The 21,414-nt window shown below is 41.4% G+C and carries 20 protein-coding genes; 8 read left to right on the forward strand and 12 right to left on the reverse strand.

Going from position 1 to position 21,414, the window contains the following annotated elements; translation table 11 throughout:
- Window positions 1-14: 14 nt before the first annotated feature.
- On the reverse strand, window positions 15-1,124 hold the full coding sequence (locus WN50_RS29125) for an S-(hydroxymethyl)glutathione dehydrogenase/class III alcohol dehydrogenase (RefSeq protein ID WP_046279124.1): 1,110 nt from the start codon (window positions 1,122-1,124) through the stop codon (window positions 15-17).
- 284 nt (window positions 1,125-1,408) lie between these two features.
- On the opposite strand from WN50_RS29125, the gene WN50_RS29130 reads away from it, so the two are divergent.
- The gene (locus WN50_RS29130; RefSeq protein ID WP_046279123.1) at window positions 1,409-2,080 is read left to right on the forward strand and encodes a phosphoribosyltransferase; all 672 of its coding nucleotides are present in this window, start codon (window positions 1,409-1,411) and stop codon (window positions 2,078-2,080) included.
- Between the two features lie 3 nt (window positions 2,081-2,083).
- Here WN50_RS29130 and WN50_RS29135 read toward each other — a convergent pair whose 3' ends face one another.
- From WN50_RS29135 to WN50_RS29145, 3 genes are all read right to left on the reverse strand, one after another.
- Window positions 2,084-4,246, reverse strand: coding sequence for a helix-hairpin-helix domain-containing protein (locus WN50_RS29135; protein WP_049561658.1), 2,163 nt, complete (start codon window positions 4,244-4,246; stop codon window positions 2,084-2,086).
- A gap of 61 nt (window positions 4,247-4,307) precedes the next feature.
- Window positions 4,308-4,823, reverse strand: a complete 516-nt coding sequence (locus WN50_RS29140; protein WP_049561653.1) for a GNAT family N-acetyltransferase — start codon at window positions 4,821-4,823, stop codon at window positions 4,308-4,310.
- A gap of 105 nt (window positions 4,824-4,928) precedes the next feature.
- Window positions 4,929-5,927 (reverse strand): zinc-dependent alcohol dehydrogenase family protein, encoded by a 999-nt coding sequence (locus WN50_RS29145; protein WP_049561661.1) that lies wholly within the window; start codon window positions 5,925-5,927, stop codon window positions 4,929-4,931.
- A gap of 213 nt (window positions 5,928-6,140) precedes the next feature.
- On the opposite strand from WN50_RS29145, the gene WN50_RS29150 reads away from it, so the two are divergent.
- From WN50_RS29150 to WN50_RS29160, 3 genes are all read left to right on the forward strand, one after another.
- Window positions 6,141-6,692 carry a dihydrofolate reductase family protein gene (locus WN50_RS29150; protein WP_046279119.1) on the forward strand — a complete coding sequence of 184 codons (552 nt, stop codon included), beginning with the start codon at window positions 6,141-6,143 and terminating at the stop codon, window positions 6,690-6,692.
- A gap of 72 nt (window positions 6,693-6,764) precedes the next feature.
- Window positions 6,765-7,289 (forward strand): GrpB family protein, encoded by a 525-nt coding sequence (locus WN50_RS29155; protein WP_046279118.1) that lies wholly within the window; start codon window positions 6,765-6,767, stop codon window positions 7,287-7,289.
- A gap of 26 nt (window positions 7,290-7,315) precedes the next feature.
- On the forward strand, window positions 7,316-7,540 hold the full coding sequence (locus tag WN50_RS29160; RefSeq protein ID WP_046279117.1) for a DUF433 domain-containing protein: 225 nt from the start codon (window positions 7,316-7,318) through the stop codon (window positions 7,538-7,540).
- A 157-nt stretch (window positions 7,541-7,697) separates the two neighbouring features.
- Here WN50_RS29160 and WN50_RS29165 read toward each other — a convergent pair whose 3' ends face one another.
- From WN50_RS29165 to WN50_RS29180, 4 genes are all read right to left on the reverse strand, one after another.
- Window positions 7,698-9,005: a dihydrolipoamide acetyltransferase family protein gene (locus WN50_RS29165; protein ID WP_046279116.1), complete on the reverse strand. Its 1,308-nt coding sequence runs from the start codon at window positions 9,003-9,005 to the stop codon at window positions 7,698-7,700.
- Between the two features lie 301 nt (window positions 9,006-9,306).
- Window positions 9,307-9,756 carry a YlqD family protein gene (locus tag WN50_RS29170; protein WP_046279115.1) on the reverse strand — a complete coding sequence of 150 codons (450 nt, stop codon included), beginning with the start codon at window positions 9,754-9,756 and terminating at the stop codon, window positions 9,307-9,309.
- 169 nt (window positions 9,757-9,925) lie between these two features.
- Window positions 9,926-11,872 carry an AMP-dependent synthetase/ligase gene (locus WN50_RS29175; protein ID WP_046279114.1) on the reverse strand — a complete coding sequence of 649 codons (1,947 nt, stop codon included), beginning with the start codon at window positions 11,870-11,872 and terminating at the stop codon, window positions 9,926-9,928.
- 157 nt (window positions 11,873-12,029) lie between these two features.
- On the reverse strand, window positions 12,030-13,358 hold the full coding sequence (locus WN50_RS29180; RefSeq protein ID WP_046279113.1) for a dihydroorotase: 1,329 nt from the start codon (window positions 13,356-13,358) through the stop codon (window positions 12,030-12,032).
- A 413-nt stretch (window positions 13,359-13,771) separates the two neighbouring features.
- Between WN50_RS29180 and lepB the strand changes: the two genes are divergently transcribed.
- A complete protein-coding gene (gene lepB, locus WN50_RS29185) occupies window positions 13,772-14,392 on the forward strand; it encodes a signal peptidase I (protein ID WP_046279112.1) in 621 nt (206 codons plus the stop codon).
- A gap of 88 nt (window positions 14,393-14,480) precedes the next feature.
- Window positions 14,481-14,768 carry a N(2)-fixation sustaining protein CowN gene (cowN, locus tag WN50_RS29190; RefSeq protein ID WP_046279126.1) on the forward strand — a complete coding sequence of 96 codons (288 nt, stop codon included), beginning with the start codon at window positions 14,481-14,483 and terminating at the stop codon, window positions 14,766-14,768.
- 171 nt (window positions 14,769-14,939) lie between these two features.
- Here the strand turns inward: cowN and WN50_RS29195 are convergent, their stop codons facing one another.
- The 4 genes from WN50_RS29195 to WN50_RS35565 all read right to left on the reverse strand — a co-directional run bounded on the left by WN50_RS29195 (window position 14,940) and on the right by WN50_RS35565 (window position 19,153).
- Window positions 14,940-16,229 carry a dihydroorotase gene (locus WN50_RS29195; protein WP_046279111.1) on the reverse strand — a complete coding sequence of 430 codons (1,290 nt, stop codon included), beginning with the start codon at window positions 16,227-16,229 and terminating at the stop codon, window positions 14,940-14,942.
- A 58-nt stretch (window positions 16,230-16,287) separates the two neighbouring features.
- Entirely contained in the window at window positions 16,288-17,646 is a 1,359-nt protein-coding gene (locus tag WN50_RS29200) for a histidine phosphatase family protein (RefSeq protein WP_046279125.1), read from the reverse strand.
- 164 nt (window positions 17,647-17,810) lie between these two features.
- Window positions 17,811-18,830 carry an AI-2E family transporter gene (locus WN50_RS29205; RefSeq protein ID WP_046279110.1) on the reverse strand — a complete coding sequence of 340 codons (1,020 nt, stop codon included), beginning with the start codon at window positions 18,828-18,830 and terminating at the stop codon, window positions 17,811-17,813.
- Between the two features lie 173 nt (window positions 18,831-19,003).
- Window positions 19,004-19,153: a hypothetical protein gene (locus WN50_RS35565; RefSeq protein WP_200906382.1), complete on the reverse strand. Its 150-nt coding sequence runs from the start codon at window positions 19,151-19,153 to the stop codon at window positions 19,004-19,006.
- 772 nt (window positions 19,154-19,925) lie between these two features.
- Between WN50_RS35565 and WN50_RS29210 the strand changes: the two genes are divergently transcribed.
- Entirely contained in the window at window positions 19,926-20,165 is a 240-nt protein-coding gene (locus WN50_RS29210) for a DUF3134 domain-containing protein (RefSeq protein WP_046279109.1), read from the forward strand.
- 125 nt (window positions 20,166-20,290) lie between these two features.
- Window positions 20,291-21,406: a phospho-N-acetylmuramoyl-pentapeptide-transferase gene (gene mraY, locus WN50_RS29215; protein WP_046279108.1), complete on the forward strand. Its 1,116-nt coding sequence runs from the start codon at window positions 20,291-20,293 to the stop codon at window positions 21,404-21,406.
- Window positions 21,407-21,414: the final 8 nt, after the last annotated feature.

The raw sequence follows: 21,414 nt of genomic DNA on the forward strand, positions 1-21,414 counted from the left end.
GGATGAATCTTTTTTTAGTATGTTAAAACCGTGCGAATTGATTCGCCTTTGTGCATTAAATCAAACGCATCGTTAATTTGTTCAATGGGTAATACATGGGTAATCAAATCATCAATATTTATTTTACCTTCCATATACCAATCAACAATTTTAGGAACGTCTGTTCGTCCTCTGGCACCTCCAAATGCTGAACCTTTCCAAACTCGTCCGGTGACTAATTGAAAGGGTCGGGTGCTAATTTCTTGTCCGGCACCTGCGACGCCAATTATTACACTCACGCCCCAACCTTTATGACAGCATTCTAACGCTTGACGCATGATGTTAACATTACCAATACATTCAAAGCTGTAGTCAGCGCCGCCTTTGGTTAATTCAACTAAATAGGGGACTAAATCTCCTTCAATTTCTTTGGGGTTAACAAAATGCGTCATGCCAAATTTTTCAGCAATTTCTCGTTTTGCGGGGTTAATATCAACGCCAACAATCATGTCCGCCCCGACCATTTTTGCCCCTTGAATCACATTTAAACCAATGCCACCTAAGCCAAAAACAACGACGTTTGATCCGGGTTCAACTTTAGCGGTATTAATAACAGCGCCGATACCTGTTGTTACGCCACAACCGATATAACAAACTTTGTCAAAAGGGGCATCTTCCCGAATTTTTGCCACCGAAATTTCGGGTAATACGGTATAATTTGAAAAGGTAGAAGTTCCCATGTAGTGATGAATTTTTTCGCCCTTAATTGAAAACCGACTGCTACCATCGGGCATCAATCCTTTACCTTGGGTTGAACGAATGGCTTGACAAAGATTGGTTTTCATGCTGAGGCAATATTCACATTGGCGACATTCCGGCGTGTAGAGGGGAATGACGTGATCGCCGGGTTTGACGCTTTTGACATCCGGCCCGACTTCAACGACGACTCCCGCCCCTTCATGGCCGAGAATTGTCGGAAATAGCCCTTCTGGGTCGGCGCCGGAGAGGGTGTAGGCGTCGGTGTGACAGACTCCTGTGGCTTTAATTTCGACCAATACTTCTCCGGCTTTGGGGCCTTCGAGTTGGACTGTTTCTAAACTTAACGGTTTGCCTGCTTCCCAAGCAATGGCGGCTTTTACATCCATAGTTAATCTCTCGCTGCATTGTAATTATAAAACTTCAACGGTGGGATGAGTTCAAAAAACTTATATTTTTGTTTGAGAAACTGGGTTAATTAATTTAGATTATTTGCTATGAACTGAGTTTAAGCGTGAAAATTTGTTAAAATAAATAGAGACAGACTGAAGTTAGGATTCGCTACATCAAGTTTATTTTGAATAGGTTGCTAGGGCTATATTTTAGTTTTGTAATCTATCGGTCGGTAGAAAACACACAGTAATAACAGAGGTCAAAAGAGAGGTAAGTCAAAATGACTATGCAATTTAAAAATCGAACTGAAGTCGGTTGTTTACTGGCATCTCGGTTGAAAGAATATGCAAATCGTTGTGATGTATTGGTGTTAGGTTTGCCGCGTGGAGGAGTTCCGGTTGCTTATGAAATCGCGCGATCGCTTCATCTTCCATTAGATGTCTGTTTAGTTCGTAAACTGGGAGTTCCTGCCCATAAAGAACTGGCAATGGGTGCAATAGGACAGGGAAATGCGATGACTCTTAATAAAGATATTATAGCAGATTGGCGAGTTTCTCCGCTCGATTTTGAGACGGTTTTAGCCGAAGAAAAAGAAGAGTTACAACGACGTTATCATCTCTATTGTCAAGGGCGATCCCCTCTTAATTTACAAGATAAAATAGTGATTTTAGTCGATGATGGTGTAGCAACAGGTTCAACCCTTTTTGCCGCGATTGAAGTGATGCGATCGCATCAACCCAAAGCCATTATTGTCGCGGTTCCTCTCGCGCCTCCAGCAACCTGTCAAAAGTTGAAAGAACAAGTGAGTCAAGTCATCTGTTTAGTACAGCCTAAACGTCTGAGTGCCATTAGTTTTTGGTATGAAGATTTTTCTCAAACTTCTGATAAAGAAGTGCAGGAACTCCTCTCAAAATCTCAGCGAGAATTATCGAGTTTATCGGATTTAAACTAAAAATTACTTGAGATAGATAAGCAGATTTAATCCGGGAATTGTACGAGAAAGTGTCCAAAATAAGAGAATGAGATAAAGAACACCTAAACCCCACTGATACCAGACTAAACTGGCAATTAATCCGGGTAGGTGTTCATCTCTTAAACGCAGATCATTGAAGCCAAATTTCAGAAAATTATTGAGGCTAAAATCATAATAATTTAGCCAATTCCAGCGTGTATCCCAGAGAATGGACATATAGCGATCGCGAAAGAAAACAAATCTCGGCATTAGCGGTAATCGCCCGATCATTAATCGCAGTTGTCGTTGACTGGCATCTTCGGTAAGATAAGATAAATCTAATAGGTTATGATGGCGTCTTTTGTAATAAAGAAATCCCAACAAAGCACCCGGAATGGGAACAATAAAAGCGGCTAAACAGAGTACAGTTAAAATCGGGTGACTCGAAGCACTAAAGATTTGAGTTAAACCCATAGAAGTCAATATTCCATAACTCGCTAACATCCACAGGCTTTCTGAAAATGTCGGTAAAATGGGGATTGGGTGTCGCCGTCTGACTCGATCTACAAACCAAAATATTAAGCCAAAATAAGCAATGGCAACGATACCCACGCCTGAGACTAATTCAAAACGGGTTCCATAGCCGCTTAAGAGTAATAATACACTCAATTCAACCCAATGTAAAGCCGTGTCAAAACTTGTGAATAACGGGGTAATATAGCTATCAAGAATGACTTGTTTCCATCCAATTTTTACATCTTCTTCTCTCTCTCCCTGATAACGATTAGCCACGACGCGATCATAAACTTTGATATAAGTGGCTAAATCAACTTGATCTAGCTTTAAAATTTCCGTTAAGTTTCTAAAAGGCTGTTTGATTCTTGCATTGAAAATAGCATCAGCTTGTTCAGAAGTAAATCCAGCGTAGATTAACCGAGAAATAGAGGCGGTATTTATATCAATTCCAAAAATATTTCGTTTGAATTGTTGAAGTAATAATTGAGCTTTCAAATATTCAATTTTATTCGCATCTCCAATCTGTTCTTGTTGACGGAAGTTTTGAATTAAATTGCGAAGTAAGTTTTCATTCCCTTGTAACTTTTTGACGGAAAGAACCTCACCAATAATACCCGGATCACCCATTATTTTCGCTGAATTCGAGTCAAACATTAAATCAGAAACATTGATTTCTGTTAATAGTCCAAACCCGGCATCACTAAAATCAATCACACCTTGAATACTGGCTTCTCGCAGACTGATACCTTGATTAAACCGAGTATCCCTAAAATCAACAGATTGTTCAAAAATGGCTTGTTGAAAACTCAAAGAATGAGTGAAGCGAGACTTTGAAAAAAGGACTCGATCTTGCCACCTAGATTCACTAAAATCGGCTTCTCCATCCCCAAAAATACTTTTAAAATTAGCAAAGGCTTGAAAATGAGCTTGATTAAAACTGACATCTTGAAACGTGCTATCCTCAAAATTGGTAAATGCTTGAAAATTGGCTTGGGTGAATTTTGCTTTAGTTAAAAAGACTGCATATGTAAACTTGGTTTTTTGTTGAAATATAGCTTTTGTAAAGTTTGCAATTTCATTAAATCGCGTTTCAGTAAAAGTAGTTTCCTCTTTAAAGATTGCCTCTTGAGCGTCTATTCCGCGTAATAAAAAGGCTTTTTTAAAATCAACATTACCTTGGAATTCTGTATTTTTGCATTTGAGACGACTGCGAATAACCGTAATTTTAGGAAGTGTTACAGCCGTATTATTTTCTGATTGGTTTATCAGCGAAAATTGAGCTTTTTCTGAAGTTAATATTGTCAGTTCATCTGCGGAAAAAATAGACAATAATGTTTCTTTGAGTAAAGGAACTCTAACGCCCATTTTACTCGCTAGAAAGTCTCCTTTAATCGTCGAGTTACTGAGATTTAAACCCACTTTATTTTCAGATTGATTGAGTGCCGCTTGAATTTGCTGATAAAATTGTTGACTAAACTCTGCATTTTTTTCTCGTAAATCAATGATAAAGTTTTCTAGATCAATCAGAGATGTACCCTCTGTATTAACGGGATTTTTGACTCTTTCTTGTAAGATTTCTAGGGTTAAGGGGATTTTCTCACTGGGGGAGTTGACAGCCAAGACTGGAGAATAACTCCAAACCCATATCATTAATACAACTATTGTTAAAATCAAAAGCTTTATCTGTTTTAAAAATAACTGATTCAAAGCATCAAAGATATTGTTTAGGCAAAGGTTCTTCTTCAACTTTGTAGACTTTAAATCCTCGTTTAAGATAATTATCCAAAGCATAAATATTATCAAGATTACAAGTATGCACCCAAAGACGTTGTGTATTTTGATTCCAAGCTTTTGTGATCCCATAACTGAGTAAATATTTCCCTAAGCCCCGACCACAATAACCCGAACGTAAACCAAAATAAGCAATTTCCGTAGAACTTTCACACTGACTTAATTCAATATAACCTGCGGGCGCTCCATTGACATACAAAACATCAATAGTGGTTCCCGAATCTGCTAAAATATCAGTCAGTTGCTGATCACTTAATAATAAGCGATCGCGCCAACGCCAAGCGTTTCCCACCCGATCATACAAAAAGCGGTAAAATTCCAGATCGGGCGTTTCCAAGGGAAAGATAGTAATTCCTTGAAGATTCTCAAGAATAGCAGGTTTAAACTCTGCTGGATCAGTCATTTCTAGATAAGTAGTAATTAACTTTTCCGACATCTGTTTGTGATCCTTGACATTGAAAAGGAGCGTGAATTTAGGTATCCTCGCTCCTTGATAATTGTATCATTTAAAAAAGCACATCAAGAAGTTTTGAACTTAATATTAATCCATTGTTAACACAACTTTTCCAGTCATTCCTCCCGCTTCTAATTTTTGATGAGCTTTAGCAGCCTCTGCCAATGGATAAACTTGATTCACATGAATCCTCAGCTTTCCTTCATCCATTAAACGCCCACATTGTTGTAGAATTTTTGCTTGATCTTTTTGTTCATCAATTAACCCTTGCAACATGGGTGTGAGCATCAATTCTAAACCTATTCTTAGATTTCGTTTGCGGGCTTCCTTCAAATTTCCTAAACTCGTATCGGGTTCTAAAATAGTCACCAAATCCCCATACACTTTAACCGCTTCTATTGTTTTGAAAAAAGTGTCTTGACCGACGGTATCAAAAGCCAAATCAACCCCTTCTCCATCCGTCCAGTCCAACACTCGTTGAACAAAATTTATCTGTTTATAATCTATGACAAAATCAGCCCCCAACTGACGAACAAAATCAGCATTTTCCGGCGAAACTGTCGTCGCAACTTCCGCCCCTTGCAACTTTGCTAATTGTATCGCCACATGACCAACACCCCCCGCTCCCGCATGAATTAAAACTTGTTGTCCCGGTTGCAATTTTCCGCGATCATAAAGAGATTCCCAAGCCGTAATTAACACCAAAGGCGCCGCCGCCGCTTCTACAAAACTCAGAGATTGTGGTTTTTTGCTGACAAACTTTTCATCAACAACCGTCAACTCCGCATAGTTTCCCGTTTCATCACCCAACCCACCGTCACAAAAATAAACCTCGTCGCCCACCTGAAATTTTTCGACCCCTTTACCCACTGCTTCAACCACACCCGCCCCATCACATCCGAGAATAGCGGGCATTTTTTCTGGGTAAAATGTTCCTCGGCTACGGAGTTTCGTGTCAATGGGGTTGACTCCTGCGGCTTTCAGACGAACCAAAAGTTCTGTATCGGCTTTAATTTTCGGTTCTGCTACCTCCTTCAGCATGAGAACATCCGGCGCCCCTGGTTTAGTCATCACAATGGCTTTCATAATGATTTTATCTTCTGATTGAGCAGTATCTAAGAATAAATCTACCGCTTTTTTGCAGTCCTGTAGAGGGGGGACGAACACTCAAAATATCAGAGACAATCAGCCAAAAGTTGTATTATTATTGTAGTACAGCCAGAATGAAATCACTGATATCCGATAGTTCAAGGGAGATTTACCAAGATTAACTTAAAGTTCAAAAATAGAGGTCTAACAATGCGAAAATTAAAATATTATGTGGCAACTAGCGTAGATGGATTTATTGCTCACGAAGATGGTTCATTTGATGGTTTTCTCTTTGAAGGTGAACAGGTCAGCGATTATTTAAACGAGTTTAAAGACTTTGATATTGTATTGATGGGACGCAAAACCTATGAAGTCGGTTTAAAAGAAGGTAAAACGAACCCTTACCCAATGATGAAAAGTTATGTGTTCTCACGGACAATTAAAGAAAGTCCTGATAAAAATGTTGAAATCGTCTCAGAAAATATTATCGAACTCGTTAAAAGTTTAAAACAGGAAACAGGTAAAGACATTTACCTTTGTGGTGGTGCGAATATAGCCACAACCCTGTTTAACGCCAATTTAATCGATGAAATCATTATCAAGTTAAATCCTTTTTTGATGGGTTCTGGGATTCCTTTGTTTTCAGGAAAAATCCAACAAACAGCCTTAGAACTTACCCACAGCAAAATTTATGATAATGGAGTTGTGTTTTTGTATTATCAGGTAAAAACCCAAGAATATAGCCCTCTGCGATCGCGATAACTGTACATCCCAAAAACCCGGTTTCTCAATAGAAACCGGGTTTTTCATCGAAATCAACCTAATCTAACAGCGATGAGAAAAGTAGAAGTTGTTCCTCCTAACCCCAACGGTCAAGAAGACTTTCAGAAAGAATCACAACAAATTGCTAATATTTTCGGCGAAAATGCGATCGCCATTCATCATATCGGTAGCACCTCCATTCCCCGTATTTACGCGAAACCCATTATCGATTTATTAGTTGAGGTGAAAGAAATTACAAAAGTTGATGAAAAAAATGACGAAATGCAGTCTTTTGGGTATACAATAATGGGAGAGTTTGGAATCGTCGGTCGTCGGTATTTCCGCAAAGACAACTTAGCCGGAATTAGAACCCATCACGTTCATGTGTTTGAAGTCGGTTCAACCGAAGTTAAACGTCATCTGGCGTTTCGAGATTATCTGATCGCCCATCCAGAAGATGCTCAAAAATATAGTTTATTAAAACAAGAACTCGCGGCTAAATATCCCCATGATATCGAAGCTTATATGGATGGAAAAGATAGTTTTATTAAAGAAATGGAGAAGAAAGCCATTGAATGGTTTGGAGAAAGAGATTAAACTAATCGCACAGAGGAAACATCTTGATGAACTACCACGAGATTATCACAATTGAACCGGGAAAACGGAGCGGAAAACCTTGTATTCGAGGAATGCGAATTACAGTTTATGACATCTTAGAGTATCTAGCAGCAGGGATGACAGAAGAAGAAATTTTAGAAGATTTTTCTGAACTCACTTCAGAAGATATCAAAGCTTGTCTTGCTTTTGCTGCGGATCGTGAGAAAAAATTATTTATTGCATCCTTGTGAAACTGCTTTTAGACGAAAATCTCAGTTATGTCAGTTGGGGCTAGCACCCAGTGGAATTAAAAACCCGGTTTCTTTGAGAAACCGGGTTTTTTGGATAAGAAACCGGGTTTTTTGAGTTCCCCTTCGCCTTTGAGGAGAGGGGGTTAGGGGGAGAGGTCTACATCGTCAACGACTGCGGATTCGTTTCAATTAACCTGGCTAAATCTTGTAAGAAAGCCGCCGCATCAGCACCGTAAATAATCCGATGATCACAAGTAATATTAACCTGCATTTGGCGCTTAACACCCATCAAACCATCCTCAGTCGCCACAACTTGCGGACGAGAAGCCCCAATCGCTAAAATCGAACCTTGACCTGGTGGTAAAATCGCATCAAAGCGATCAACGCCAAACATTCCCAAATTAGAAAGGGTAAACGTTCCGCTATTATATTCATCGGGTTGTAATTGTTTCGCCCGTGAACGTTCAACTAAATCTTTCCAAGTGCGAGACAACGAATAAATATCCATTTGATCGGCATTTTTCAACACAGGCGTAATTAAACCGCCATCCGCCATCGCCACCGCTACCGCAATATTAATCGCAGAACTGTATTGTATCCCCGACTCCACATAACTCGCATTCACTAACGGATGCTTCTGCAACGTCACCGCCACCGCCTTCGCCAACAGCGCCGTCATAGTGACACCCTTAGACTTAATTTGCTTATACAGTGCGTCTAAAGCATCTGTGGTAATCGTATACCCAACGCGGAACCCAGGCACTTGCAGACTCGCCACCATATTTCGCACTACCGCATTTTGCAGCGTGTTCATGGGAGTGACTTGACCCGGTGCCGCCGCTCGAACAGGTTGAGGCGCAGGAGCGGGTGCTGCTGGCTTCTGTGGCTGATGAGAGACAGTGGGAGCCGAACCCGTCGCCGCAGGTTGTTTCGGAGCCGTCTGAGACGATTTACCCGCCACAGCTTCCACATCTTCAGCCACAATCCGACCATGAGGGCCACTACCCTCTACCTTACTCAAATCAACCTTTAAGTCCTTCGCCAGTTTGCGGGCGCGAGGAGAAACAACAATCCGGCCATTCCGACGGCTGGCGCTTTGGGCGGTTGTTGTCGCAGAAGCGGTCACAAGTTCAGCAGGGGCAGGTGTTGAAGGTTTAGCCGAACTCGGAGCAGTATCCGCTTTCTTGTCGCTAGAGGCTTGCTGTTTCGCCTGTTCAATTTCAGCCTCTGTTTCCGCAATTAAAGCGATCGTATTACCAACCGGGGCAAATTCCCCTTCCGGTACCAAAATTGTAGCTAAATAGCCCGAATAGAAGGCTTCTACATCCATATCTGCCTTATCGGACTCAACAACGAGAACCGTTTCTCCTTTCTCAACTTGATCGCCAGGTGCTTTTTGCCATGAGACAATTTTACCCTCTGTCATCGTTGAACTTAGGGCAGGCATGAAAACTTCGTGAATCATAGGTGTGTGGTGTTTTGGATCGTTAGAAATAGAACATCAGAAAAATTTTAAAAGAATTTAGGGAAACAGTTTACAGTTGTAGGGGTAATTGATGAATTACCCGTACCCGTTATCAGTCAATGTGGGGGGCAGGTTTATGTAGGTTCCTTCAGGGAAAACATACATAAGTATGGAACCCGCCCCTACAAAACTGTTCACTGTGGGGGGCGGGTTTATGTAGGTTCCTTCAGGGAAAACATACATTAAATATGGAACCCGCCCCTACAAAACTGTTCACTGATTAGTGTTCACTGGTCACTGTTTAAATCTCGCCGCGAATCTCCTCAATCACCCCATCACGTAAGATGACTTCTACCTGCATTTTACGAATGAGATTATCACCCTTTTCAACAGCAAATACACTTTCAATCTGCCCTTGACTCACTTCTTGTTCGAGTTCTAAAGTTTGAATTTGTTGCAGTTGTTGTAAGCTTTGATTTTTTTGATCAAGAAACTTACTTTTCTGTTCATTCATCTGAACTTGAATAGTATCAATTTGCTGCATGACTTCAGGGCCAGGAGGATGAATAGTCTGCTTTCTTAACTCCGCAATCATGCGTTGTCCTTGCATTTCTAGCTGCTGCAACTGACTATCAAGCTGATTAATTTGAGCTTGAAGTTGCTGTTGAGCTTCTTCTCTCCATCGGGGTGTAACAACCGCTTTGACATTAATCGCTCGTTTGAGAAGGAGTTGATTGTTCGAGATATCCATGAGTATGTTGCCTGTTTATTGTCCTTGTCATTCAAAACAGATAATAACCGAAAAAACAGATGATCTAGAGATTTTTACAGTGATCAGTTTTAACATCACTGGTACGAGCAATTCATAAATTGCCCCTACAACACTGATTACTGGTCACTGTTTACTGGTGGTCACTGTCTTAATACATTGCGTCAATCATATCGCGGTAACGTTCCATTACGACAGGACGCTTGATCTTCAGGGTTTGAGTCAACATCCCATTTTCCATCGTAAAGGGTTCTAAAATCAAGCGAAACGGCCCAATGCGATCATCAATGCGATAACTCGGACGGTTCTTTACCTCTCGGTTTAACTCCTTGCGGAATAAGTCTTGAACTGGGGGACTTTCAAGATCGAGGGCTTCGTTGTCGTTTACAGACTCGGAATTTGGTAATTTCAATTTCAGATTTTGACTATTGGCCCATTTTTCCAACGCATCAAAGTTCGGTACAATTAACGCACCCAACACTTTTTGATCCTGGCCGACTAAAACCATTTGATCAATATAGGGACTACGAATACAAGCATCTTCAATCGGCTGCGGTTCGATATTTTCCCCATTACTCAAGACAATCGTATCCTTCGCCCGACCTGTCAATACCAAATCATTCTGTCGGCTTAACCAGCCTAAATCTCCCGTATCAAACCATCCTTCTGGATCAATCGCTTTAGCGGTGGCTTCTGGGTTTTCAAAATACCCCTTCATAATCTGCGGCCCCCGTGCCAACACCACACCCTTTTCCTGGCGAGGTAGAACTTGCCGCGTTTCAGGATCAACGATCCGAATTTCGGTTTGCGGAATCGGTTTTCCGGCTGAACCCCGTAGGTTATGCAATGGACGCCGAGCTGTTAATACCGGGGAAGTCTCTGTTAAGCCATATCCCACTAACAAATCAACCCCGACAATCTCATAAAACATCTCTAGGTGCATCGCCAGAGAACCGCCACCACTAATGGCAAATTTAAACTCTCCGCCTGTCGCCGCCCGAATTTTTTGGTAAACCAATCGATCCGCTAACCGATGTAAAGGCGTCAACAGTCCCATTTGTAAACGAGCGCTCGCTTTTTCCATCCCCGAAGGCGATTTTGCATCCAGGGTTAATCCATTAACCCGACGACGCGCCAAAACATACCGTTCACTAACGTTAAAACAGAATTTAGCAATCTTTTGACGACTTGCAGGTTGTTCGCTTAACTGTTTTTGAGCGGCTTCATAAATCGATTCCCAAATGCGGGGAACGCTGGTCATATAACGCGGCTTAAATTCTTTGAGATCCCGCTTAAAATAGCGAATACTACTATAAACCTGAGTACAGCCTTGCGATAAAAAGAAATATTGTCCAGTCCGTCCGAAGCTGTGCCAAGTCGGAAGTAGACTCAAAACACAGTCGCCAACTTCCGGTTGAAGAAAATCAGGAATAGCCTTAAGTTGATGCAGCAAATTACCATGAGTCAGCATCACCCCTTTCGGTTTTCCGGTGGTTCCCGAAGTGTACAGCAATGTTGCCAGACTATCTTGACCAGAAATCCTGGGTATTCTCAGGGTGAAATCTCCTCCCTTATTCAAAAGTTGGGAAAAGTTCAATACAGGTATGCTGGGAATTTCACTCGGATCGGGTTCTTCATCGGACAGCAATACAATAAACTTGATCGGCAGATCTTCAATACTTGATCGCAAACGTTTCAGTAAATTCAGATCTTCAACGACTAACCCAACACTGCCGCTATCTTTGAGAATATAAACTAATTCTGCCGGATCGGCCGTCGCCCCCCGCACGACATCAGCAGCCCCAACCGTCATAATTCCTTGATCGGCGATCATCCAACGAGGACTATCATCAGCAAATAAGGCAATTCGACTCGGTAAGGCATCCTCACTAACCGCTTCTACCCCTAAAGTTTGCAGTCCGGCGGCAAATTGTTGAATTTGTAGCCAGAGTTCACTATAGCTGAGTATCACTTCCGGTTGGGAGTGGGGGTCGTGTAGGGCTATTCCTTGACCGACTTTTTTGGCTAAAATCGGCCAAATTTCCGGTAGAGATTGAATCGAAGTGTAGTTAAGATCGGATGAGGGGGGCTTATTCATAGACATTGATTGTAACAAATAGGTTTATTTAACGCTTTGGAATCAGTTTACAACGATGATCGGTTGGTAACTGCTTCCTTTCAACTATCCTATCTCTAACTCAAGGATGAGGAATTAAGACTGAGGACAGATTTTTATCCGTCATTGAAGTTGAGAATCAATCAAATTTTAAAGCTTGACCCCGGACTTCGGTTTTTAACTGACCTCGATCATAAACGATTTGACCGCCGACAATAGTAAATACAGGCCATCCGGTGAGGTTCCAACCTTCAAAGGGACTCCAGCCACATTTCGTCAGAAGTTGTTCGGCTAAAACCGGACGATAGGTGTTTAAATCTACTAACACTAAATCCGCATCATAACCCGGAGCGATCGCGCCTTTATTGGGGATTTTATAATGTTTGGCGACGGCGGTAGACATCCAATGAGCAACTTGAGCAATTGTACAACAGCCTTGTTCGGCTTGGGTTAACATTAACGGTAAGGATGTCTCAACTCCAGGCATTCCCGAGGGAGAATTGGGATATTGTTGGGCTTTTTCTTCTAAAGTATGCGGTGCGTGATCGGTGGCAATAAAATCAATTACCCCATCCCGTAAAGCTTGCCATAATATTTGATTATCTTCCGGCGATCGCAAGGGGGGATTCATCTGGGCTTTTGTTCCTATTTTTTCATAGGCGCTGGTATTGAGAAGTAAGTGTTGAGGGGTGACTTCTGCTGTCACCCAAGCGGGTTTTTCTTGTCGTAAAAATTCGGCTTCTTCTCCCGTAGAAAGATGTAATATATGCAGTCTTCGTTGATATTTTTTAGAGAGTTTGACCGCTAATTTTGTGGCGAGTAAGGCGGCTTGATTATCTTGAATTTGAGAATGAATGGCTGGATCGGAAATTCCGGCAAATTCTTGACGACGTTGATTAATTCGGGCTTGATCTTCTGCATGAACGGCAATTAAGCGATCGCCTTTAGCAAAGATTTCTTCTAAAATCGCTTCTTGATCGACTAATAACGGCCCTTTCATTGACCCCATGAAAATTTTAATTCCCGGAGTTGGATTAACGGTTAATAAATCTTCTAAATTCTCCCCCGTCGCCCCAATAAAAAAGCCATAATTGACTAAACATTTTTGACTCCCTCGAAATAATTTATCATCTAAAGCCGCTTGATTCGTCGTCAGAGGGCGAGTATTTGGCATTTCTAAAAAAGAGGTGACACCGCCCTTTGCACAAGCACAACTCGCCGTAAATAAATCTTCTTTATGTTCTAATCCGGGTTCTCGGAAGTGAACCTGCGGATCAATCACTCCCGGCAACAAAGTCAAACCTTGGGCATCAATTTCTAAAACATTGGGTTCGGCTGGATCATAGTCAACATCTACCCCAACTTCGACAATTTGAGAACCCTGAACTTTGACATCTCCTAACAACAATTCACCATCCGGTAGGATAATTGTCGCTCGACGAATCAACAAACAGGTATGTTCAGACATAGTATTACATTTTTTGAGCGTTAACCGTGTTTTTAGTTTACAGTGATTACGGTATCGGGCGGGTTTATATCGGTGATCTAATAAATCTTTGGAGAAGCTGCCCCTAGACAGTACCCAGTACCCTGTCCCCTAATCCGGCGTTCCCTGACACCGGAACCTTTGTAAACTTTTAGAGTCTAGAGGATATGGGCGATCACTCACTCAATTTGGTAGGATGGATTACATAACAGACTAAAATTCAAGTGTACAACAGACATTAGATGATTCAGTGAACCAAAAATCTGAGCTTTAATTGAGTTAAGGCTTGGACAGTATAGCGATTTCTGCACTATAATTCACTTTACCATTACTAAAACTCAAAATTTCGGCTTCGCATTCCTAACCATTCTTAACTGCCCTTTGAAATACGGCCTATGAGTAGCCTTCCAAATCAAGAGCCACATAATCATCATTCACCTCAAGACCATTCAGAAAATGCCTGGATTGAGGGATTTAAAACGATTGGGCTAAGTATCATTTTAGCTTTGGGGATTCGCACCTTCGTCGCGGAAGCGCGTTATATTCCTTCTGGGTCAATGTTACCGACTTTAGAAATAAACGATCGCCTGATTATTGATAAACTGGGGTATAAGTTTCAAGATCCTGACCGGGGAGATGTCGTTGTTTTCTCTCCGACTGATCAACTCAAAACCCAGTACAAAGACGCCTTTATCAAGCGGATTATCGGTTTACCGGGTGAAACGGTTGAAGTTCGTGATGGACTGGTTTTCGTTAATGGTCAGCCATTGACGGAAAAATACATCGCTGAAGAACCGCAATACAACTGGGGGCCTGAAACGGTACCCGAAGATCAGTATTTGGTTCTCGGAGATAACCGTAATAACAGTTATGACAGTCACTATTGGGGATTTGTCCCTCGTGATCATATCATTGGTCGGGCGGTAGTGCGGTTCTGGCCACCGAATCGGGTGGGAGGATTAGACGAAGTTCCTTTATATGCAGCTCCGCTCTCAGAAACCTACAATAATCAGTAAAATCTAGAAATTTCTGATTATCTGTTCTGTTCGATCCTTCAGTTTAGAGATCTTCCCCGGATTGTCATCTAAGATCATGAAAGTTCCCATGACTTCAGATAAAAAACTAGACCGTTACATCACTTTTAAAGATATCGACTGCGATCGCCTTGCCCGGAGACTGGTTGACCGTATTGAGTATTATCTTGATCATTCATCTGAACCGAGTTCTTGGTTGGAATATTTCAAGATGAAATTGGTTGAACGTCAGAAAATGGGACAAGATGAACTTTTTTTCGTCGGTAGCCAAGTGAATAGTATTCGCGCTTTGTTTGAGCAATTTGAAGATGTTGAAGCATTGAATTTACTCGATCAGGTTGAAGAAGATTGCTGTTAAACGGCTTGGAATCAAATTTGTTGGTTAGAAGCGATCTGAGGTTAGATAACGGGCGCAAGATAATAGGTATTACGTCCGTTGAGTTTAGCTTGCTAGAGAGCTTCATTTTAGTTCACTGTTGACGGATAAACCCGCCCGAAGTGTGAATTAATCCCGAAATGATGACCCAAATTATGGAGTATAGGTTCTCACCACTTTACCTGTGATTTCTTGTCTCATCCAAGGCGTATTCACCGACAAAGATTTTAAAGTTTTTGCGGCTACTTTCCAAGGAGTTTGAGGGGAAAATAATGTCAGTTCCGCCGGTTGACCTACAGCAATCTTTGAGGGTTTTTGTCCGAGACATTTTAACGGCTTTGTACTTAAAGCTTGCCATAATTCCAAAGCCGACCACTGACCCGAACTGACAAATGTTTGCCACAATAACGGTAAAGCTAATTCTAAGCCGATTGTCCCGGCTGGCGCATCTGCAAAAGCAACGGTTTTTTCTTCGTAGGTGTAGGGCGTATGATCAATGGCGATCGCATCAATTATACCATCTTTTACCCCTTGAATTAAAGCGATTTGATCTTCTGGATTTCCCAAAGGTGGATCTAGGTTTAAATGAGGGTCGTAAGGCGTGAAGTTAAAGGGTAAAATCTGCTTTTTACCGCTAATGGCTTGAGTATTGAGTAATAAATGCAGCCAAGTTGTACTCGCTGTAATTGGTAAATTTCTAGCTTTAGCTTCCCGAATTAATTCTACACTACGAGCGGTTGAAACTCGCATTAAATGAACAGGGGTTTTTGTGGCAGCGACGATTTCTAATACGGTTGAAATGGCTGTTGTTTCGGCATAAGCAGGTATTCCTGGTAAACCGCTTAAAATCGATTCATTTCCTTCTCGCATCACGCCATTACTCACCAGTTGGCGATCGCAACAATATAATGCGATGGGTTTATTAAAAGGTTTAAGATATTCCAGTAACCGTCGCAATAACATTAAATCTTGAACAGGTTGACCATCAGCAAAACCGATTATTTCAGTGGTTGCTAATTCCGCCAGTTGACTCATTTTTTTTCCGGCGACACTTTGGGTTAAAGCACCCCAAAGATAAACTTGAAAACCTGTTTTACTTTGAGCTTGGTGATGAATTAAACTAACAGTAGCGGGATTATCTATAGGCGGAACAGAATCCGGTAAAATAGATAATCGGGTAAATCCTCCAGCAGTGGCGGCGTCAATTAGAGAAGAAATGGTTTCTCTTTCTTCAAAACCGGGTTCTCCTGTGTGACTGTACAAGTCTACTAAACCGGGGCCTAATATGAACCCTTTAGCGTCTCGAATTTCCACATCAGACGATGGAGAAATATTAGGTTGAATGGCGTTAATGAAACCATCTTGAATTAAAATATCTGTAACGGTATCAGTTGCTAATTCGGGATCAAGTATTCTGACGTTTTGTAGCAGTTCACTACTCATAATTTAATTAGTTATTTTTGACTTTTGATTTCTGGGCGCAAGCAAGAGCGCCCCTACTTTATAAGGCTCCGGCGGCTGTTTTATCTAGAATACCCTCAAATAAATGAGTGGTAATATTAGAAGCTTGTAAAACAGGATCACCGTTAATTCCATTAGGATAGTCAATCACTGTAACCGCCCCATTCCCTTGTTTAAAGTTCCAGAAATGTTCAGGAGGTAAGTTAAAAAGTTGAGCCAGAATTGCTTTATTAATCGCATCGTGAGCGACTACAATTCCAGTAACAGGTTGTTGATCATAAGCTTTAACAATCCGCTCCCAAGCTAGTTTTGATCGAGTCCAAATTTGTTGTAAATTCTCTCCTTCTGGCATTTGTACAGTTTCCGGGGCGATTCTCCACTGTTGCAAAAGTCCGGGATAAAGCTGTTCAATTTGAGCTTCAAATTTACCTTCCCATAATCCATGACTAATTTCCCACAAATCCCGATCAAATTGTAACTCGATTTCGGGATGATATTGGAGAATAATTTCAGCCGTTTCTTTGGGACGCAATAACGAACTACTGAAGGCAAAATCGAGTTTAACGTTTTTGAGAAATTCGGCGGCTTTCTGGGCTTGTTCTCGACCATTATCATTTAAAGGAACATCTATTTGTCCTTGAAATTGTCCGTTGCGGTTCCATTCCGTTTCCCCATGTCGAACTAACAAAATTCTCGGCCCTTTGTGTTCAGGTCTCACCGAAGGAAATGGGTTTCCAACGTGGCTTGTCAGGTTCATAGACTGAAGTTGAACCGAAGCGGGTTTAGGAAGTTCTCCGGCTGTGACGTCTGAAAAGTTTAAAACACTAATTCCACAGTTAGACTGTTGAATGGATTGATAATATTTAGCTTCGATGCTTAAAGCCGTGGCAATTAATGAGCGATTAATGCCATTATGAGCTACAATTAAAACAGTTTGATCTTGATGACGAGCTAAAGTTTCTCGCCAAAATTGTCGGGCTTGTTCAAAGACTGCTAAGACTGGAAAATGCTTTCGTTCTCCATCCGGTTCAGAGAGAAGCATAAAAAATTCGTCAGGGCGTTCATGCCAACATTGATAGTCTTCGGGATATTTTTCGATAGCGTCTTGACGCAGTAAACCCGCCCACAGAGGAAGATCAATTTCCATCAAAAGTTCGGTGGGTTGAAGTGGCGGCGGTGTTTTCAAGCGTGAAACAATGAGTTCAGCCGTTTGTTTAGCACGTTTGAGAGGGCTACAATAAATCGCATCAAATGTTAAATTAGCCAGAGTATCGCCAACCTGATAAGCTGCGTTACAGCCTTTTTCAGTTAAAACAGAATCATCGAGGCGTCCTTGAATACGGTGTTGAGCATTATAGGTACTCTGACCATGACGGACAAGAATTACACGGGTTGTCATCTGGGTTTGTGGATGTGTGATGGTTGAACAAGTAAAGCTGATTAAAGCCAGAAGCATTTTACCGTGTTTTTGTAACCCGCTCACATTGGAAGTTCAACTCAAATACCCAGTTTCTTCGAGACAGGGGTTTTTTTCAAAAGGTTTTTTCAAAATTTGGAGTTCTATTACTGATATTGGTTCATTACATCTTTAACTAACATTTCTTGAAACCAAACCTTTAAGACTGCAACCAGGGGAATGGCTAAAAGTAGACCTAAAGTTCCAAAGAAAATGGTAAAGATGACTTGAGATAATAAAGTTATAGCCGGAAGTAGAGAAACTTCGTGTTTCATTACGAGGGGCGTTAAAATATTACTTTCTATCTGTTGAATGGCGATATAAAGTCCAATCACAGCCAAGGCTTTCCAGGGGGCATCCATCAGGGCGAGTAAAGCGGGCGGGATGACGCTAATTGTTGGGCCAATATTAGGAATAAACGTTAAAAATCCGGCGAGTAAAGCATTAACTAAAGCCAGTCTAACGCCTAAAATCCATAAGCCAACACCACTGAGAAGCGTAATCACCGTCATATTAAATAAAAGACCAATTAAAGAGCCGACTAAGTTTTCTTCACACTCATTTAAAATCTCATCAACCCGAGGACGGTAAAAGGCGGGAAATATCAAAATAAAATTGCGTCGATAGGGTGTGGGATCACTCACTAACATAATCGTGATAGCTATCACGAGAATAACGTTTAAGGTAATTCCCAATGAAGTGGAAAAGAAGCTAAAAACGTTATTAAATAGTCCAAAACCAGGAACAGGTATTTGCTCAATCAGACGTTCGGGACTTTGCAGATTACCGAAAATTTGGTTGGGAATGATATCTTGTAAACCTAGATACCAAGTTTTAAGCTGTTCAAATCCCATCGGAACTTGTTCACTCAATTCTTGCCATTGGTCTACCACTGGAGGCACAATAATTGAGATAAATCCCGCTAAAACCAATAAAATAAAAAACATGGAAATGCCTACAGCCACACCCCGCTTCATTCCCTGTTTCTGAAGGATTTTAACAATTCTGTTAATAGCCGTTGCCAAAACAATAGCACTAAAAGCGAGTAAGATAACTTGTCTGATTTTCCACAAAATATATAGGGAAATTAAAAAACAAATAATTCCAACCGTTTTCCCAAATGTCACGAATTAACCCTCCCCCCGAGCCATTATATTGTATTCAATTAAATTCAATCCAATCCCCAAACAATAATTAGAGTCTTGGAAAATTAAAAAACAGGATTTTCTATAAAAAGCCCAAAAAAAGGGAGTGGACTTCAATTGATTTTCAAAGTTACTCCCCCCCTCAATGAGCGCAATTATTCAGGATTCTTTTGACGGGATCGATCTCCCTCATAGGGTTGAACTCCTGTTTTGGGATATTGATCCGTATTTCCGCTAAATATTCGTTTGACACCTAAGCCGATAAATTCAAATACTTCTTGAAATCGTTGAGTAATCTTAGACATTTTTTTTCTCCTTAAGACCATCAATCCTCTTGTTGTTCTACGGTTTTTCCGTTATTCGGACACGGAAATTTTTAACCCACAAGTTCAGAACATTTTATCAAATGTATTTGAGATCGATTATTCTTTTATAATAAGGCTTTATACCTGCCTATTCATCTATCGAATGATAGACTTTACTCGATTTTTGAATCAAACTTTGCATCCAAGTCAAACTCTCAACCAGAATACAGTCCAATGCACTCTAATCAAAAGAAAAATAATATTAAATTGAAAATATAATGCTACAAAAGGGAGCAGGAAACCGAGAATAGGCAAAATAGAATAGGGGACAGGTAACAGTGAAAAAACCGATAACTGCTAGGGATAATTCATCAATTACCCAGACTGTCTCCCCATCGATTATCTGTAGCCAAGATTTAAGTATTTCAGATAAGATATAAAGTGGAACCGTTAGAAATTGCCTCGGGGAACACCCAGCAGCCTGTGAAGCAGCCTGTGAACGCGGTGTGATTCGGGTGAGCAATGATTTAGCAGTTGATCAAGTCGCGATACTTAAATAAAGCTTATCGAATTGTCCGGAATTTGTTCAAACTCCAAAACAGATGATCATCGATCCGTGATCCAGTTATGCTAATTTATGGGGGGATTGTTTTTGGCATTGTAGACATGGGCTTGGTATCCATCCGGTTTTGCTCTCGTCTTTGAGTAGAAAGCAATAGCTAGAAACATTCTCGTTGTTCAGGTCTGATATTCTGCACTCTATTAGCTGAAGATGTACAATCCTTCTTTGCGTAAGATTCCCGTCCATGAACCCGCAGACGTCATTCCCTCACAGCAGCATATCTCGCTGTTGGAATGGCTACAAGCAACGGGTCGTTTAATTCCTCGGGATAATGTTCCAGAAACCAATGCTTTTCTAGAAGCCGAAGAGGAAATCTCAGAACTGATAGTTGATGAGGGTGCCTACGATGATGATGATGATGATGACGACGATGATCTGATGGAAGATTAGGCAAAAACTCTGAAGCAATGTTGCACTTAGACAGTATTATGAGAGTGCAACTACCCAGGATGCTCAGAAAAAAACCTAGCTTCCCGATTTGTAGTTGGTGTTGAGGATTGATTCTTTATATTTCTGTGGATAGTCTATTTTCACGAATTCGCTCATCGAATCTATCAGGACGCAACCTGTTCTGGTTACTCACTGCGGGATTGAGTGCCTTTACGATTAGTCTGGACTTGACAGCTAACCGCTTTCTCAATCCCCAAGCGTCCTTGTTCCTACCCCTAGCCGTTTGTGGCTTACTCTCTGCTGCATTCGGGTATTGGGTAATTCCTCTACTGGTTCGGATTAAAGCGGGACAGTTTATTCGAGAAGATGGCCCGCAAGCTCATCTCAAGAAAGCAGGTACTCCCACAATGGGCGGTATCTTTTTCATTCCCGTCGGAGTGGGGATGGGTTTAATCTGGTCAGGATTTCATCCCCATGTGATTGCTATTTCTATTTTAACGCTGGCTTACGGTTTTGTCGGTTGGTTGGATGACTGGCAAATTCTCAGACGCAAATCCAATAAAGGCATTTCTCCTAAAATGAAGTTAGCCTTGCAGGTGGGGTTAGCAACATTATTTTGTTTAGTCTTAGCAACCAATGGGTTTGGCAGTCTGTCTCTACAATCTTCTGACATTTCTACTGTTGCTCTACCTTGGGGTTTAGTTTTACCTTTAGGTTTATTATTCTGGCCGTTAGCGGTTTTTGTTCCTGTCGCTGAGAGTAACGCCACAAATCTCACCGATGGCGTCGATGGCTTGATGGGAGGACTAGGGGCAATTACGCTGTTAGGACTCGCGGCTTATCTGATGCCGACTTCCCCGGAATTAATGGTGTTTTGTGGGTGTCTGAGTGGCAGTTGTTTAGGCTTTGTTAGCCATAACCGCAACCCCGCTAAGGTTTTTATGGGAGACACAGGTTCACTCGCCCTGGGCGGCGCTTTAGCAGCGATTGCTTTGATGAGTAACACGTTATGGGTTCTCCTGATTATCAGTGGAATTTTCCTGCTAGAAACCCTATCGGTTATCGCTCAAGTCAGCTATTATAAAGCAACCAAAGGGCCTGATGGCGTCGGTAAGCGTCTGTTTAGAATGGCACCGTTGCATCATCATCTAGAACTGTGCGGATGGTCAGAAACTCAGGTCGTTGGAACGTTTTATTTGATTAATGTGATTTTGGTGTTGCTGAGTTTGGCGATCGCTTAGGGGTTAAA

This window comes from Limnoraphis robusta CS-951, assembly GCF_000972705.2.

What these genes read in the sequence shown, in the direction of transcription:
- WN50_RS29130 (WP_046279123.1), top strand. Translation starts at nt 1,409, where the DNA reads ATGACTATGCAATTTAAAAATCGAACTGAAGTCGGTTGTTTACTGGCA.
- WN50_RS29200 (WP_046279125.1), bottom strand. Translation starts at nt 17,646, where the DNA reads ATGACAACCCGTGTAATTCTTGTCCGTCATGGTCAGAGTACCTATAAT.
- WN50_RS29135 (WP_049561658.1), bottom strand. Translation starts at nt 4,246, where the DNA reads ATGATATGGGTTTGGAGTTATTCTCCAGTCTTGGCTGTCAACTCCCCC.
- WN50_RS29155 (WP_046279118.1), top strand. Translation starts at nt 6,765, where the DNA reads ATGAGAAAAGTAGAAGTTGTTCCTCCTAACCCCAACGGTCAAGAAGAC.
- WN50_RS29145 (WP_049561661.1), bottom strand. Translation starts at nt 5,927, where the DNA reads ATGAAAGCCATTGTGATGACTAAACCAGGGGCGCCGGATGTTCTCATG.
- WN50_RS29125 (WP_046279124.1), bottom strand. Translation starts at nt 1,124, where the DNA reads ATGGATGTAAAAGCCGCCATTGCTTGGGAAGCAGGCAAACCGTTAAGT.
- cowN (WP_046279126.1), top strand. Translation starts at nt 14,481, where the DNA reads ATGACTTCAGATAAAAAACTAGACCGTTACATCACTTTTAAAGATATC.
- WN50_RS35565 (WP_200906382.1), bottom strand. Translation starts at nt 19,153, where the DNA reads ATGTCTAAGATTACTCAACGATTTCAAGAAGTATTTGAATTTATCGGC.
- WN50_RS29165 (WP_046279116.1), bottom strand. Translation starts at nt 9,005, where the DNA reads ATGATTCACGAAGTTTTCATGCCTGCCCTAAGTTCAACGATGACAGAG.
- WN50_RS29180 (WP_046279113.1), bottom strand. Translation starts at nt 13,358, where the DNA reads ATGTCTGAACATACCTGTTTGTTGATTCGTCGAGCGACAATTATCCTA.
- WN50_RS29140 (WP_049561653.1), bottom strand. Translation starts at nt 4,823, where the DNA reads ATGTCGGAAAAGTTAATTACTACTTATCTAGAAATGACTGATCCAGCA.
- WN50_RS29175 (WP_046279114.1), bottom strand. Translation starts at nt 11,872, where the DNA reads ATGAATAAGCCCCCCTCATCCGATCTTAACTACACTTCGATTCAATCT.
- WN50_RS29150 (WP_046279119.1), top strand. Translation starts at nt 6,141, where the DNA reads ATGCGAAAATTAAAATATTATGTGGCAACTAGCGTAGATGGATTTATT.
- WN50_RS29160 (WP_046279117.1), top strand. Translation starts at nt 7,316, where the DNA reads ATGAACTACCACGAGATTATCACAATTGAACCGGGAAAACGGAGCGGA.
- WN50_RS29195 (WP_046279111.1), bottom strand. Translation starts at nt 16,229, where the DNA reads ATGAGTAGTGAACTGCTACAAAACGTCAGAATACTTGATCCCGAATTA.
- WN50_RS29170 (WP_046279115.1), bottom strand. Translation starts at nt 9,756, where the DNA reads ATGGATATCTCGAACAATCAACTCCTTCTCAAACGAGCGATTAATGTC.
- WN50_RS29210 (WP_046279109.1), top strand. Translation starts at nt 19,926, where the DNA reads ATGTACAATCCTTCTTTGCGTAAGATTCCCGTCCATGAACCCGCAGAC.
- lepB (WP_046279112.1), top strand. Translation starts at nt 13,772, where the DNA reads ATGAGTAGCCTTCCAAATCAAGAGCCACATAATCATCATTCACCTCAA.